Annotated in this window: 9 protein-coding genes, 16 tRNA genes and 2 rRNA genes; 1 reads left to right on the top strand and 26 read right to left on the bottom strand. The window is 38.8% G+C overall.

Annotation, left to right across the window (positions count from 1 at the left end; all coding sequences use genetic code 11):
- Positions 1-187 precede the first annotated feature (187 nt).
- From NSQ08_RS01310 to NSQ08_RS01270, 9 genes are all read right to left on the bottom strand, one after another.
- The gene (locus tag NSQ08_RS01310; protein WP_002140299.1) at positions 188-2,257 is read right to left on the bottom strand and encodes a sensor domain-containing protein; all 2,070 of its coding nucleotides are present in this window, start codon (positions 2,255-2,257) and stop codon (positions 188-190) included.
- A 124-nt stretch (positions 2,258-2,381) separates the two neighbouring features.
- A complete protein-coding gene (gene trmL / locus NSQ08_RS01305) occupies positions 2,382-2,870 on the bottom strand; it encodes a tRNA (uridine(34)/cytosine(34)/5-carboxymethylaminomethyluridine(34)-2'-O)-methyltransferase TrmL (protein ID WP_002029656.1) in 489 nt (162 codons plus the stop codon).
- A 58-nt stretch (positions 2,871-2,928) separates the two neighbouring features.
- Positions 2,929-3,816 carry an amidase domain-containing protein gene (locus NSQ08_RS01300; protein ID WP_002029655.1) on the bottom strand — a complete coding sequence of 296 codons (888 nt, stop codon included), beginning with the start codon at positions 3,814-3,816 and terminating at the stop codon, positions 2,929-2,931.
- A gap of 44 nt (positions 3,817-3,860) precedes the next feature.
- On the bottom strand, positions 3,861-5,003 hold the full coding sequence (gene queG / locus NSQ08_RS01295; RefSeq protein ID WP_340770632.1) for a tRNA epoxyqueuosine(34) reductase QueG: 1,143 nt from the start codon (positions 5,001-5,003) through the stop codon (positions 3,861-3,863).
- Positions 5,004-5,203: 200 nt separating this feature from the next.
- Positions 5,204-5,277: transfer RNA gene (locus NSQ08_RS01290), tRNA-Gly, on the bottom strand.
- Between the two features lie 115 nt (positions 5,278-5,392).
- On the bottom strand, positions 5,393-6,046 hold the full coding sequence (locus NSQ08_RS01285; RefSeq protein WP_002091101.1) for a DsbA family protein: 654 nt from the start codon (positions 6,044-6,046) through the stop codon (positions 5,393-5,395).
- A gap of 186 nt (positions 6,047-6,232) precedes the next feature.
- The gene (locus NSQ08_RS01280; RefSeq protein WP_002029649.1) at positions 6,233-7,009 is read right to left on the bottom strand and encodes a transglycosylase domain-containing protein; all 777 of its coding nucleotides are present in this window, start codon (positions 7,007-7,009) and stop codon (positions 6,233-6,235) included.
- Positions 7,010-7,538: 529 nt separating this feature from the next.
- Positions 7,539-8,000, bottom strand: coding sequence for an NUDIX hydrolase (locus NSQ08_RS01275; protein WP_201038658.1), 462 nt, complete (start codon positions 7,998-8,000; stop codon positions 7,539-7,541).
- Positions 8,001-8,150: 150 nt separating this feature from the next.
- Entirely contained in the window at positions 8,151-8,870 is a 720-nt protein-coding gene (locus NSQ08_RS01270) for a YebC/PmpR family DNA-binding transcriptional regulator (protein WP_002113875.1), read from the bottom strand.
- A gap of 660 nt (positions 8,871-9,530) precedes the next feature.
- Here NSQ08_RS01270 and NSQ08_RS01265 point away from each other — a divergent pair.
- The gene (locus NSQ08_RS01265) at positions 9,531-9,851 is read left to right on the top strand and encodes a DUF3884 family protein (RefSeq protein WP_002140297.1); all 321 of its coding nucleotides are present in this window, start codon (positions 9,531-9,533) and stop codon (positions 9,849-9,851) included.
- 209 nt (positions 9,852-10,060) lie between these two features.
- Here NSQ08_RS01265 and NSQ08_RS01260 read toward each other — a convergent pair.
- The 17 genes from NSQ08_RS01260 to NSQ08_RS01180 form a co-directional block, all read right to left on the bottom strand.
- Positions 10,061-10,142: transfer RNA gene (locus NSQ08_RS01260), tRNA-Leu, on the bottom strand.
- Positions 10,143-10,151: 9 nt separating this feature from the next.
- A tRNA-Cys gene (locus tag NSQ08_RS01255) sits at positions 10,152-10,222 on the bottom strand.
- A 14-nt stretch (positions 10,223-10,236) separates the two neighbouring features.
- Positions 10,237-10,311, bottom strand: a tRNA-Gly gene (locus NSQ08_RS01250).
- Positions 10,312-10,316: 5 nt separating this feature from the next.
- Positions 10,317-10,391: transfer RNA gene (locus NSQ08_RS01245), tRNA-Gln, on the bottom strand.
- A gap of 65 nt (positions 10,392-10,456) precedes the next feature.
- A tRNA-His gene (locus tag NSQ08_RS01240) sits at positions 10,457-10,532 on the bottom strand.
- Between the two features lie 19 nt (positions 10,533-10,551).
- Positions 10,552-10,625: transfer RNA gene (locus NSQ08_RS01235), tRNA-Trp, on the bottom strand.
- Positions 10,626-10,633: 8 nt separating this feature from the next.
- Positions 10,634-10,717 (bottom strand) — tRNA-Tyr (locus NSQ08_RS01230).
- Between the two features lie 10 nt (positions 10,718-10,727).
- Positions 10,728-10,803, bottom strand: a tRNA-Thr gene (locus tag NSQ08_RS01225).
- Between the two features lie 14 nt (positions 10,804-10,817).
- A tRNA-Phe gene (locus tag NSQ08_RS01220) sits at positions 10,818-10,893 on the bottom strand.
- Positions 10,894-10,902: 9 nt separating this feature from the next.
- Positions 10,903-10,978 (bottom strand) — tRNA-Asp (locus NSQ08_RS01215).
- A 3-nt stretch (positions 10,979-10,981) separates the two neighbouring features.
- Positions 10,982-11,058: transfer RNA gene (locus NSQ08_RS01210), tRNA-Met, on the bottom strand.
- A gap of 24 nt (positions 11,059-11,082) precedes the next feature.
- Positions 11,083-11,158 (bottom strand) — tRNA-Val (locus NSQ08_RS01205).
- 5 nt (positions 11,159-11,163) lie between these two features.
- A tRNA-Glu gene (locus NSQ08_RS01200) sits at positions 11,164-11,238 on the bottom strand.
- Positions 11,239-11,257: 19 nt separating this feature from the next.
- Positions 11,258-11,349: transfer RNA gene (locus NSQ08_RS01195), tRNA-Ser, on the bottom strand.
- A 2-nt stretch (positions 11,350-11,351) separates the two neighbouring features.
- A tRNA-Asn gene (locus NSQ08_RS01190) sits at positions 11,352-11,426 on the bottom strand.
- Between the two features lie 8 nt (positions 11,427-11,434).
- A 5S ribosomal RNA gene (rrf, locus tag NSQ08_RS01185) occupies positions 11,435-11,550 on the bottom strand.
- Positions 11,551-11,650: 100 nt separating this feature from the next.
- A 23S ribosomal RNA gene (locus NSQ08_RS01180) occupies positions 11,651-14,571 on the bottom strand.
- Positions 14,572-14,655: the final 84 nt, after the last annotated feature.

Here is a 14,655-nt window from a genome sequence, read left to right as displayed (position 1 = left end):
CGATTCACAAATAGGATTCGTAAACCGAAAAAGTAAGGGGGAAATTAGTATGAAGTTATTATTAATTTTAGGTGTATCACTCACATTTCTTACAGCTATTTTCACATCTGGTTATAACGATAAGCCAGGTACACAAAAAAAATGATGTGCTTTTCAGCACATCACTTTTTTTCTTGTTTTTTATACACTATTTAAAATAAATATTTTCCACATCGTATATCGATAAAGGGCGATTATAAAAATAACCTTGTACGATTTTTACATTCTTTTCCTTTAAGAACTGTATTTGTTCTGCCTTTTCTACTCCTTCTGCAATTACATTTAACCCTAGAGTATGTGCTAAATGAATAATTGCAGCCGTAATATTCGTATCTCTTTCATCTTTATATATACCTTCCATAAAAGAACGATCAATTTTTAACGTATCAATCGGATATGTTTTTAAATAACTTAAAGATGAATATCCCGTTCCAAAGTCATCTAAATGAATCTTTAAATTTTGTTCTTTTAACTGCAATAACACTCTTTTTGATACATCTTTATGTATAAGAGCCCCTTCTGTAACTTCTATTGCTAATAAATGAGGGGGAACGTTGTACTTATTTAAAGCACGTGTAATCATCTCTATTAATGTAATAGAACGAAAATGTCTAGCTGAAATATTAACTGCGATTGGTACAACCTCATATCCTTTATTTAACCATTCACGTATCTGTTCACAAACTTGATGTACTACCCATTCATCAAGTTTAATAATAAACCCTGTTCTTTCAGCAAGTGGGATAAATTGATTTGGCGAGACAAAACCTAGCTCCTTATTCTCCCACCTTATTAAGGCTTCCATACTGGCCATCTTTCCCGTTTCAATATTAATTTGAGGTTGATAATAGAGGGAAAATTCATTTTTCTCTATAGCACGATGTAACTGATTTTCTATTATAAACCTTTGTTCACGTTCACAATCTAATCCACTACAATAAAAATGATAATACCCTTTTCCTTTTTCCTTTGCTTTTTCCAAAGCTGCGTCGACTCTTTGGAAAAGCATTTTTTCATCCATTCCATCTTCTGGGGCCATTACAATCCCAATTGATGCACTCAAATAAACATCCTCTTCTTCTATTACAAAATGCCCACTAATTTTCTTTAATATTGTTTGTGCAACTTCCTCTACGTATTCTCTCGTTATATTTTCTATTAACATAACAAATTGATCATCATGTTCTCTAAATAAATGCATATCTTCTATTTTTAGGTCTCGTAAGCATTCAGTAACTTTTTTTAAGACTTGATCCCCTTCTTTATGACCAAATGTATCATTAATAAGGTGAAATTCATCCAAATCTATAAAAACCAATGCGAATTCTTTATTCTCAGCTAAAAATTCATTTAGCTTATTTGTACATGATATTCTATTCATTAACCCCGTTAACTGATCAAAGTAAGCCAAATATTCTGTTTTCATCTCATTTAATACTTGCCTCGTAACATCCCTCGTAACAATGTACACCCCGACGATTTCACTATTCACAATAATGGGGATTGTCCTCACGGAAATATAAAGTTCATATCCTTCTTTATGAATATATTTCTTTGCAACAATTTGTTTTGCTCTTCCCTGTAAAGCATTTTTAAATATAATTTGAAAAGTTTTTTCATATTCTTTATTTATAAACTGAAAAATAAATTGGTCCTTTAACTCTTCATATCGATACCCAAAAATTTCATAAGTCGCTGGATTTGCATATGTAATTCTTCCAATAGAATCTACAGATATAATGGAATCATTATTATATTCTAGTAATGACTTAAATAACATTTGTTTTTCTTCTATTTCCACTTTTTTCTTAACCTGTGCTGTAATATCTCTAGTAATACAAATAATAAACTGACATGTTCCATTTACATCGCATACTGGATTAAGTGAAGATTCATAATGTATATCACCAGTTGGCAAACTAATTACATCACAAAATGTAATTGCTCTCGCTTCTCTCATTACTTTTGCATAGTGTCCTTGCAATAACCTTGCCGTATCTTCTGGTAATACTTCTGCAAAAGTTTTCCCATAACATTCTTTCCCTAGCCTGGCGTGATTCATTCCTATTTTATTCACATAAATATATTTAAAAGTTTCATCATCAATAACTTTCACAATAAACACTAAATCTTGAATAGCATGTAACAATCCCTGTCTTACTAAATCCATATCTATCATACTTAAAAAGGTATTTTGATTATTATATTGTTCCTTCATATTTATCTCAACCCGTCTTATCTATTTTTATTCATATATCTCATTCTATATGAATATGTACCTTTTTTAAAATGTATGATTACATATTTTTTTAAAAAATAAAAAAGTCGCCAAATGGCGACTTTTAATACACGATTTCTAAATCTAATCCTGGATAATTTTGTTGACGGAACGCTTCATAAATTAAAATTGCTGCTGTATTAGATAAATTTAATGAACGTACTTTATCCGTCATTGGAATACGTAAACAATGATCGAAGTTTTCTTCAATTACATTAGCTGGTAATCCATTTGTTTCTCTTCCAAATACGAAATAGTAATCCTTCTCACGTTTGCTATAATTAAATGCTGTATGAGCTTTCTCGCCATACTTTGTTAAATAAAAGAATTCACCATCTTTATTTTTCTCATAAAATTCTTCGATTGAATCATAATACGTAACTTTTACGTGCTGCCAATAATCTAATCCTGCACGCTTTAACATTTTGTCATCCGTTGAAAATCCAAGCGGTCTAATCAAATGTAATTCTGTTCCAGTTGCTGCACAAGTACGTGCAATATTTCCTGTATTTGCTGGAATTTCTGGTTGATATAAAACAACATGTACTCCCACGCGATATTCACCTCTATTTTTTATCTACTACGTATTATACCACTTGAACGAAAAATCTCTACCCATTAATAATATGAAAGAATTTATATTTCATTTGTGGTGTATATTTACTAGAATCTTCATAGTTCCAATAACGCCTGCGGCTATTCGCTGAATGTGCATTTACAAGCGGCATACCATCTGCGTCTTTTGCTACTACAATTGTCGTATGATTCCACCTACCATCATCCTCAAAATCATACGCAATTACATCGCCAAGAATAAGGTCTTCTGGCCTTTCTACTGCTTCTGCTCGAAGTCCTGTTGTAGCACCTGACAAATACCAATAAAAAGAGTGTGCTACAGCCCAGCTCCAACTCCACTGGTTTCCCCTTTGCCACCACCCTTTACGAATGTTAGGATGTCCATTCATTGGTACTTCTCCAGTATGCAGACATTGTGAAATGAAATTTGTACAATTATCCGGAAAATTACGGTATGCAGAATTGCGATCATCCCACCAACGCTCTGCATATTTCACTGCCTCTAAACGATTATATTGATATGAACCGTATTTTTCTTTCGTGACTTCCCGTTCTAACGTTTCACCTATTCCTATTTCTTCTGACACTTCGAGAGCATAATCATCTATTATACAACTATTTTTTAAACAAACTCGTCGTTTTAATTGTTCCTCTTCGATATAAAATAATTCTTTATGCTTAATTAAATATTTCAAGTGTATTTGATAATCAATTTCTTGATGCTCATTACTATTTAATTGTCTAACGAAAGAAATATCTGCAGTTGCTTTCACTATATGTGCACTACGCTTTTGAAACAATTGTTTCTTTCTCTGTACCATTTGTAACAAATCTACTGCAATACCATCTACATCTGTTCGTTTCTCTGTTATATATGCTAAAAACTGTTGCACTTGCTTTTCAATATTCGCTTTTACAACCATTTCGTCTCCCTCCCATATTACAATATGAAAAAGGGAGATATTATCTACTCTTTTTTCTGTGCTAACAATTCAAGTCCACGATTCATTTCATGAAGAACCTCTTCATCTTTCTCACGTTCCATCGCTTTTTCAATCGCTTCTCCTACTCCATCTCCACCAATTTTCCCAAGTGCCCATGCTGCTGTTCCCCGAAGGACTGGTCTTGGATCATCTTTCATAACACCGATTAAATCAGGAATTGCTGCTGTTTCTTTAAAATGCGCAAGTGCTAAAATAGCATTTCGTTGCAATGGTTTTTTACCTCTCCATGAACCAGACATAATTCCATACTTCTCTTTAAAATCACGATTACTAATTGTTAAAAGTGGTGTTAATAACGGTTTAACTAACTCAGGGTCAGGCTCCATTTCAGAATGGTTATGAAAATCCATTCCTTTATTTTTCGGACAAACAGTCTGACACGTATCACATCCATATATACGGTTTCCTATTTTATCGCGATATTCTTCAGGCAGAAACCCTTTTGTCTGTGTTAAAAATGCAATACATTTCTTCGAGTCCAACTGCCCGCCTTGTACTAAAGCACCTGTAGGACAAATATCAATACATTTCGTACAACTTCCACATTGATCTTCTATTGGCCGATCAGGAGGGAATGGAACATTCGTAATCATTTCTCCTAAGTATACATACGAACCAAATTCCGGCGTAATAATAGCGCAGTTCTTACCACTCCATCCAATACCGGCACGCTCTGAAACAGCTCGATCACTTAGCTCCCCTGTATCAACCATTGATTTCACTTCTATATCCGGCAGCTTTTCGATTAAATACGCCTCTAACTTTTGCAAACGATCTCGTAGAACAAGGTGATAATCTTGGCCCCAAGAAGCACGGCAAAAAATCCCACGTCGTTCCCCTCGTTTACTTAATGGTGCATTTTTTAATTTTGAAGGGTATGCTAAAGCAATCGCAATAATTGATCTCGCACCAGGTAACAATAGCTGTGGATTCGTTCTCTTCTCTATATCAGGCTCTTCGAATCCAGACTGATAATTCAATTGTTGTTGCTGGATTAGGCGCTGCTTTAATTCCTCAAATGGTGAAGCACTGGCAAAACCTATTTTATCTATACCAATCGTTTTACTATACGCAATTACATCTTGCTTTAATTGTTCAAAGTCCATTTTCAATCGCCTCCACCGATGAATCCATCCCTTATGTAACGACTATACTGGTTATCAATTCACTTTTGGAATAATATTCTTCACTTCTATTTTCGCATACAATTATGATTTTCAAACATTAAAAAACGCAATGCTTCGTTTATCTTAGAAACGAAACACTGCGTTGATCACAATTTATTAGAAAAACATTAAATAAAATTTGGAGCGGGTGAAGAGAATCGAACTCTCGACCAGAGCTTGGAAGGCTCTTGTTTTACCACTAAACTACACCCGCAAATATGAAAAAAATATAAGATATTGAAATAACTTATGTAAAGTAGTATAGCATGTAAAAAAAATCGAAGCAAGAAATTTATCGAAAAAAGTCGAAAAAGTGATGAGATACCTCATCACTTTTTCAATTCTTTATCAATCGCCTTCTTCATACTATCGAAATCAGGGTTTGCAAGATTCCCATTTATATATACTGAAGGAGCACCTTGAACTTTTAATTTTTGAGCACGATCTGAATCTTTACGTACTTTGTCTTTCATTTCTTTACTGTGTAAATCTTTTTTAAACTGTTCTACATTAATTTTCGGAAGCTTTTCTTTCACAATATTAAGAAGTAATTCTTCTGTAATCCATTCTTCCGTATCTTTCTTTTGATTTTGATAAATCTCATCATAGAAAATCCAGAATGAATCTTGATCTTGTTTATAAATTGCTTCACCGGCAGCTGCACCTAAATCAGAGTCTTTTCCGATAAACGGGAAGTTAATAAAATATAACTGCACTTTACCTTTATCAATATACTCTTCTTTTAATCGTGGTAATACTGTTACATCCCAAGTACGACAAGCTGGACATTTAAAGTCTCCAAATTCAACTACCTTAACTGGAGCATCATCTTTTCCTAAAGATTGTTGCGTAGAATAAGCAAACATCTCATTCCCTTTATCTTTCTTGTCATTTATGATGCTATACACAATCGTCCCGATTACAATCAATACTGCGATAGAAAAAACTATACCAAGAGCCATGAGTTTGTTTGATGATTTCATATACATTCCTCTTTAATTTCATATTCTGTATACATCATTGTACACAATACACATAATATCAATACTTACATAGGTCACGCAATGAACACGCTCACATAAATTACAAAAATACAACGTTTGTGACAATATTGTGTCGCCTTTTGTCACAAATTATTAAAAAAAGAAGTTCCTATGTAGGAACTTCTTTTAACTTACTGCTTTTTCACGGGCATTTTTTAACATGGATTGCTCTGTTTTTATATCATGGCGAATTACTAATTTCTCACTAACTGCTTGCACATATTCATCATGATTTATATACCCTTCTTTCTCCATTAGCCTTAAAACTACATTCCGTCTCTCAACTGCTTTATCATAATTTTGTGCAGGTGAGTAATAAGCCGGTGCTTTTACTATAGCAGCCATCATTGCACTTTCAGCCAGTGTTAATTGATCCACTTTTTTACCGAAGTAAAGGTTTGCTGCTTTTTCAATCCCCCATGCGCCTTCTCCGTAGTAAATATTACTTACATACAATTTTAATATCTCATCCTTTGTGAATGTACGTTCAATCTTTTTCGTATAAAAAATTTCTTTCCACTTACGGGAAAATGTACGTTCATTAGATAAGAAAGCATTTTTAGATAACTGCTGTGTAATCGTGCTTCCTCCTTGCACAACACCACCAGCTTTTATATTCTCAATAGACGCCCTGATAATCGCTATATAGTCTAAACCGTTATGATGATAAAATCTTTTATCTTCCGTCGCAATAAATGCGTGTGTTAATGATTCTGGCACCTCTAAATTAGCAGGTACATGCAATTTACTAATATCACTTCGCTCAATCATTACATTTCCAACGAATAATAATGCAAAACTTAACAATAATAATAATATAATGGCTTTATAAAGAAATTTAGTTAATGGATTTAATGCAACTTTTTGATGATAGTTCACTCTAGATAATACTCGTTCTTTCATCTCGAACACCTCTTTTCCACACAGCATATAACTCTTAATTTAAGAATACCTTGTTATAAAAGAATATCCCATCGATTTCTCTTACACCTACCTTACAACATTGTAAGGTGTAAAAATGTATTGTATCACAGTCCCTTTTTATCTACTATTCATATGAAATATTGAATATACATTTATTTATCACACTATTTATAGGAAGTAGGACTCTCCTTAATTTCACTTTATTCTTTTATTATATCAGTTTATACATTTATACTTTTAAACATCTAGCAATCTAATTATATACGATATATCACCATTATACAGAACGAACGTTCTGTAAATCAATACTAGCTTTCGGATTATCTCGCTATTTGTGTGCAGTAAGAATTCTCCCTCAAAACTTGGCTAAAGCTAGGAAATTAGGTGGTATTCCTGCTTCCTCCGCCAATTATTAGCCTACACTTTATTATTGTGACCTTTTTCTGAAACAGTATACATAAAGAAAAGGTTAGCAATTTGAGCTGTCCTCAAATAACTAACCTTTTCTTTACAACCTTCCTATAAGATTATATGGCTGAACTTCCCATGTTTCGTATGGAATAAAATGCATTGCTTTCATCGCATCAAGTGTCCTTGATTTCATATGAGGACGCGTTATATACTCATCAATGTTCTCTTCGTTTAAAGCAACAAATTTAGCCTCTTGTATTTCTTCAGATTGAATTTTTATTTCACCACTAACATATGCTACTTTAAAAACAACAGCTACAATATGCATAGAAGCATTATAATAAATCCCTGTAACTCCGATAGGCTTCACAGTTAATCCTGTTTCCTCCATTATTTCTCTGCAAACAGCTCGATCGAGCGCTTCCCCTTCTTCTACCTGTCCTCCAGGCATTTCCCACGTATCTGCTCGCCAGTGCACTTTCGTTAAAAGCACCTCATTCTTTTCATTTGTTAAATAACCTGCTACGGCAACAATATGCTTTGGTGTTTTATGCTCCACAGAAATACCTCCTAGAAATATGATTATTTAAAATACAAACCTATAACCATATTCCCTAGCAGCTACAAAATACCTTTAATACTTTACCACCTTAATTAACTCCATAAAAAAAGACCCTATCCGTTAAAGGAAAGGGTCTTCTGTCTTATATTATTCCCCTAAGTCTACGTTGTGGTAAACTTGCTGTACATCTTCTAAATCTTCTAATGCATCAACCATTTTTTCAAATTGTACTTGAGCATCTTCAGGAAGTTCCACATCACTTTGTGCAAGCATTGTTAATTCTGCAACTGTAAATTCTTCAACACCAGCACCTTTAAGTGCAGATTGTACTGAATGGAACTGATCAGGTTCAGCATAAACGATAACAGAATCTTCTTCTTCTAGAATGTCACGTGCATCTACATCTGCTTCCATTAAGATTTCAAGAACTTCATCTGATGTTTTACCTTCAAGACCGATAACAGCTGTCGCATCAAACATGTAAGCGACAGAACCGTTTACACCCATGTTACCACTGTTTTTGCTAAATGCAGCTCGTACATCTGCTGCAGTACGGTTTACGTTATTTGTCAGTGTATCTACAATTACCATAGATCCGTTTGGTCCAAAGCCTTCATAACGAAGCTCGTCATAGTTTTCTTCTGAACCGCCTTTTGCCTTTTCAATCGCACGGTCAATAATTGTTCTTGGCACGTTGTATGTTTTCGCACGTTCTAATACAACTCTTAACGTTTGGTTTGATTCTGGATCTGGCTCGCCTTGTTTTGCTGCCACATAAATTTCACGTCCAAATTTCGCGTATATACGGCTTGTATTTGCATCTTTTGATGCTTTTTTTTCTTTAATATTGTTCCATTTACGGCCCATACTTTCCACTCTCTTTCCCATTTTAAATCTACATAAAAATATTAATATGAAATATAATGTGTATTCAACACATTTTTAAAAGAAATATAAAAAGTTCATTTTTGATTCATATTACAGACATAATATAAATCACTATCATTTTGTTCTTTCGACAAGTTATATTATACATGAATTCCTAAGTTTATTACGAATTTTAGAATCACATAGCATAATTTAACAAAAAAAACCTAACATTTCTGTTAGGGTCTTTTTAGGTGACATTTATATAGAGTGCTACCCTTAAAATCCTTTATTTTAAAGCATTTTAAAAATTTTGAGCTTCTTTAAACATGATAAATTAAAATGAAACGGAGCCAAAATGGAATCATATTAAATAACTGACACCTTTTATTTTCATTTCTCTCCCTTGATTAAATTTATCATATTTCATTTATTACTGTGATGATTTATTTTATTATTTCTCGCTAAACAATAAGAAACAGGGCAAAGCTGCCATGTCCTTTTAAAGATTTGTTATGTAGTATGTTATGAACTATTCATTATCAAACTAAAGTTATTCCTTTTCATTCCTCTACTAATCCCATAATATTTCCTTAATTACTTTCTATTGCTGTATAATTAAAATAGGAAAAAATTTGAAGAAAAGATAGGGGGAGAATTATGACACATTCAAATGAGAAAAAATCACATGGTTTTAAAGGAATAGGAGAGAAGTTAAACCCAACTATCTATCAAGTGAGATTCATAAAATTGGATGGTCCAATTCACTTTGATTCGTTCCCTAAATTAAAGGAATTAGGGGACTGGTTGAGTACTTCAACGCAAATATGGTCGTGTCACTCAACTATGTACAAGTACAACAGAGAAGAGTTTGAAAAGAAGTTTTTCGAAATTACGAAATTACCAGCTGATAATGTGGTAATTTCAACTGGTGGTATCGGATTTAACTTCATGTCACCAGGGTGGAGAGATTCTCTCTAGAGTGCTCGAAAAAATTCTTGTATATGTAATATTCTACTGAAATTTTATCCTTTTAATACTTCATAGTTTCTTCCAACTGTATCTAAAGTTCGTCACTTACTCACCGCACACTACCCCAACGCACTATTAGTGCTTATTTTGTAGTGTGAAGAAAACACAAAAAAACTCTACACAATTAGTGTAGAGCCTTGATGTTACGCCGTTCATGATACCGATGGTCGGGGTCGAACCGACACTCCCGAAGGAACACGATTTTGAGTCGTGCGCGTCTGCCAATTCCGCCACATCGGCATAAAAGAAAGGCGGCAACCGGATTTGAACCGGTGGTAAAGGTTTTGCAGACCTCTGCCTTACCACTTGGCTATGCCGCCATATGAAGTTAAAATGGAGCGGAAGACGGGATTCGAACCCGCGACCCCAACCTTGGCAAGGTTGTATTCTACCACTGAACTACTTCCGCAAAAATGGCTGGGCTAGCTGGATTCGAACCAGCGCATGACGGAGTCAAAGTCCGTTGCCTTACCGCTTGGCTATAGCCCACCGAAGTTTTACTTAATTATATGTAAGTATCCATTAATTTATTTGTAATTTTTAAAAAATAAAAATGGGGCGACTGATGGGAATTGAACCCACGAATGCCGGAGCCACAATCCGGTGCGTTAACCACTTCGCCACAACCGCCATGTTGTGTTTATATATTTGGCAGGGGCAGTAGGAATTGAACCCACACTGGAGGTTTTGGAGACCTCAGTTCTACCTTTAAACTATGCCCCTATGTAAAATGGTGGAGGGGGGCAGATTCGAACTGCCGAACCCGAAGGAGCGGATTTACAGTCCGCCGCGTTTAGCCACTTCGCTACCCCTCCGAAACTTACATGGTGCCGGCTAGAGGACTTGAACCCCCAACCTACTGATTACAAGTCAGTTGCTCTACCAATTGAGCTAAGCCGGCATATTTTATTAAAATGGTGGCTCGGGACGGAATCGAACCGCCGACACGAGGATTTTCAGTCCTCTGCTCTACCGACTGAGCTACCGAGCCTTATTAAAATGGCGGTCCCGACCGGGGTCGAACCGGCGATCTCCTGCGTGACAGGCAGGCATGTTAACCACTACACCACGGGACCATTTGGTTGCGGGGACAGGATTTGAACCTGCGACCTTCGGGTTATGAGCCCGACGAGCTACCGTACTGCTCCACCCCGCGACAATATTATTCATATAATTTATATGGTGGAGGATGACGGGATCGAACCGCCGACCCCCTGCTTGTAAGGCAGGTGCTCTCCCAGCTGAGCTAATCCTCCAAAAGTGGTGACCCGTACGGGATTCGAACCCGTGTTACCGCCGTGAAAGGGCGGTGTCTTAACCACTTGACCAACGGGCCAAATATTATAAATTCCTTATGGCGGAGAGCAAGGGATTCGAACCCTTGATACGCTTGTGACGTATACACGATTTCCAATCGTGCTCCTTCGGCCAACTCGGACAGCTCTCCAATGGCTCCGCAGGTAGGAATCGAACCTACGACCGATCGGTTAACAGCCGATAGCTCTACCGCTGAGCTACTGCGGAATAATATTGCCTGGCAACGTCCTACTCTCACAGGGACAAGGTCCCAACTACCATCGGCGCTAGAGAGCTTAACTTCCGTGTTCGGTATGGGAACGGGTGTGACCTCTCTGCCATCATTACCAGACATTATTCTTTTGAGACAATCATTATTATAACTTATTCACTCTGAAAGTCAATAAGTTTTTTATATTCTCTCAAAACTAGATAACGTTGCTTCATATTATATGGTTAAGTCCTCGATCTATTAGTATTCGTCAGCTCCACATGTCACCATGCTTCCACCTCGAACCTATCAACCTGATCATCTTTCAGGGATCTTACTAGCTTACGCTATGGGAAATCTCATCTTGAGGGGGCTTCATGCTTAGATGCTTTCAGCACTTATCCCTTCCGCACATAGCTACCCAGCTATGCCCTTGGCAGAACAACTGGTACACCAGCGGTGCGTCCATCCCGGTCCTCTCGTACTAAGGACAGCTCCTCTCAAATTTCCTGCGCCCACGACGGATAGGGACCGAACTGTCTCACGACGTTCTGAACCCAGCTCGCGTACCGCTTTAATGGGCGAACAGCCCAACCCTTGGGACCGACTACAGCCCCAGGATGCGATGAGCCGACATCGAGGTGCCAAACCTCCCCGTCGATGTGGACTCTTGGGGGAGATAAGCCTGTTATCCCCGGGGTAGCTTTTATCCGTTGAGCGATGGCCCTTCCATGCGGAACCACCGGATCACTAAGCCCGACTTTCGTCCCTGCTCGACTTGTAGGTCTCGCAGTCAAGCTCCCTTATGCCTTTGCACTCTACGAATGATTTCCAACCATTCTGAGGGAACCTTTGGGCGCCTCCGTTACACTTTAGGAGGCGACCGCCCCAGTCAAACTGCCCACCTGACACTGTCTCCCGGGTCGATGAGACCCGTAGGTTAGAATTTCAATACAGTCAGGGCGGTATCCCACCAGCGCCTCCACCGAAGCTAGCGCTCCGGTTTCAATGGCTCCCGCCTATCCTGTACAAACTGTACCAAAATTCAATATCAGGCTACAGTAAAGCTCCACGGGGTCTTTCCGTCCTGTCGCGGGTAACCTGCATCTTCACAGGTACTATAATTTCACCGAGTCTCTGGTTGAGACAGTGCCCAAATCGTTACACCTTTCGTGCGGGTCGGAACTTACCCGACAAGGAATTTCGCTACCTTAGGACCGTTATAGTTACGGCCGCCGTTTACTGGGGCTTCAGTTCAGAGCTTCGCTTACGCTAACCCCTCTCCTTAACCTTCCAGCACCGGGCAGGTGTCAGCCCCTATACTTCGCCTTACGGCTTCGCAGAGACCTGTGTTTTTGCTAAACAGTCGCTTGGGCCTATTCACTGCGGCTTTCCGTTAAGAAAGCACCCCTTCTCCCGAAGTTACGGGGTCATTTTGCCGAGTTCCTTAACCAGAGTTCTCTCGCACACCTTAGGATTCTCTCCTCGCCTACCTGTGTCGGTTTGCGGTACAGGCACCTTTTATCTCGCTAGAAGCTTTTCTTGGCAGCGGGGAATCAAAGACTTCGCTCCATAAGGAGCTTCCCCATCACAGCTCAGCCTTCACGATAAGCGGATTTGCCTACTTATCAGCCTAACTGCTTGGACGTGCACAACCAATCGCACGCTTCTTCTATCCTTCTGCGTCCCTCCATTGCTCAAACGATAAAGAGGTGGTACAGGAATATCAACCTGTTGTCCATCGCCTACGCCTGTCGGCCTCGGCTTAGGTCCTGACTAACCCTGAGCGGACGAGCCTTCCTCAGGAAACCTTAGGCATTCGGTGGACGGGATTCTCACCCGTCTTTCGCTACTCATACCGGCATTCTCACTTCTAAGCGCTCCACCAGTCCTTCCGGTCTGACTTCACTGCACTTAGAACGCTCCCCTACCACTGATACCATTGGTATCAATTCGCAGCTTCGGTGGTGTATTTAGCCCCGGTACATTTTCGGCGCAGAGTCACTCGACTAGTGAGCTATTACGCACTCTTTAAATGGTGGCTGCTTCTGAGCCAACATCCTAGTTGTCTAAGCAACTCCACATCCTTTTCCACTTAATACACACTTTGGGACCTTAGCTGGCGATCTGGGCTGTTTCCCTCTTGACTACGGATCTTATCACTCGCAGTCTGACTCCTAAGGATAAGTCATTGGCATTCGGAGTTTGACTGAATTCGGTAATCCGATGAGGACCCCTAGTTCAATCAGTGCTCTACCTCCAAGACTCTTACACTTAAGGCTAGCCCTAAAGCTATTTCGGGGAGAACCAGCTATCTCCAGGTTCGATTGGAATTTCTCCGCTACCCACACCTCATCCCCGCACTTTTCAACGTGCGTGGGTTCGGGCCTCCATTCAGTGTTACCTGAACTTCACCCTGGACATGGGTAGATCACCTGGTTTCGGGTCTACGACCACGTACTAAACGCCCTATTCAGACTCGCTTTCGCTGCGGCTCCGCCTCTTCAGCTTAACCTCGCACGGGATCGTAACTCGCCGGTTCATTCTACAAAAGGCACGCCATCACCCATTAACGGGCTCTGACTATTTGTAGGCACACGGTTTCAGGATCTCTTTCACTCCCCTTCCGGGGTGCTTTTCACCTTTCCCTCACGGTACTGGTTCACTATCGATCACTAGGGAGTATTTAGCCTTGGGAGATGGTCCTCCCAGATTCCGACGGAATTTCACGTGTTCCGCCGTACTCAGGATACATTCAAGAGAGAACGAAGTTTCGACTACGGGGTTATTACCCTCTGTGACGGACCTTTCCAGGTCGCTTCGTCTACCTCGTTCCTTTGTAACTCCGTATAGAATGTCCTACAACCCCAAGAGGCAAGCCTCTTGGTTTGGGCTAGATTCCGTTTCGCTCGCCGCTACTCAGGAAATCGCATTTGCTTTCTCTTCCTCCAGGTACTTAGATGTTTCAGTTCCCTGGGTCTGTCTTCCATACCCTATGTATTCAGGTAAGGATACCATACCATTACGTATAGTGGGTTTCCCCATTCGGAAATCTTCGGATCAAAGCTTACTTACAGCTCCCCGAAGCATATCGGCGTTAGTCCCGTCCTTCATCGACTCCTAGTGTCAAGGCATCCACCGTGCGCCCTTTCTAACTTAACCAAACTAAAATTAAAAAAACATGAGCTACACTGTTATCTAGTTTTCAAAGAACATACATTTAAACTTGAGAGATAGTTCTCTCAA

This window comes from Bacillus sp. FSL E2-8887, assembly GCF_038007205.1.
GTDB lineage: Bacteria > Bacillota > Bacilli > Bacillales > Bacillaceae_G > Bacillus_A > Bacillus_A mycoides.
This window is presented reverse-complemented; position numbering and strand designations above follow the sequence as displayed.

What these genes read in the sequence shown, in the direction of transcription:
- NSQ08_RS01310 (WP_002140299.1), bottom strand. Translation starts at nt 2,257, where the DNA reads ATGAAGGAACAATATAATAATCAAAATACCTTTTTAAGTATGATAGAT.
- NSQ08_RS01300 (WP_002029655.1), bottom strand. Translation starts at nt 3,816, where the DNA reads ATGGTTGTAAAAGCGAATATTGAAAAGCAAGTGCAACAGTTTTTAGCA.
- queG (WP_340770632.1), bottom strand. Translation starts at nt 5,003, where the DNA reads ATGGACTTTGAACAATTAAAGCAAGATGTAATTGCGTATAGTAAAACG.
- NSQ08_RS01285 (WP_002091101.1), bottom strand. Translation starts at nt 6,046, where the DNA reads ATGAAATCATCAAACAAACTCATGGCTCTTGGTATAGTTTTTTCTATC.
- NSQ08_RS01280 (WP_002029649.1), bottom strand. Translation starts at nt 7,009, where the DNA reads ATGAAAGAACGAGTATTATCTAGAGTGAACTATCATCAAAAAGTTGCA.
- NSQ08_RS01270 (WP_002113875.1), bottom strand. Translation starts at nt 8,870, where the DNA reads ATGGGCCGTAAATGGAACAATATTAAAGAAAAAAAAGCATCAAAAGAT.
- NSQ08_RS01265 (WP_002140297.1), top strand. Translation starts at nt 9,531, where the DNA reads ATGACACATTCAAATGAGAAAAAATCACATGGTTTTAAAGGAATAGGA.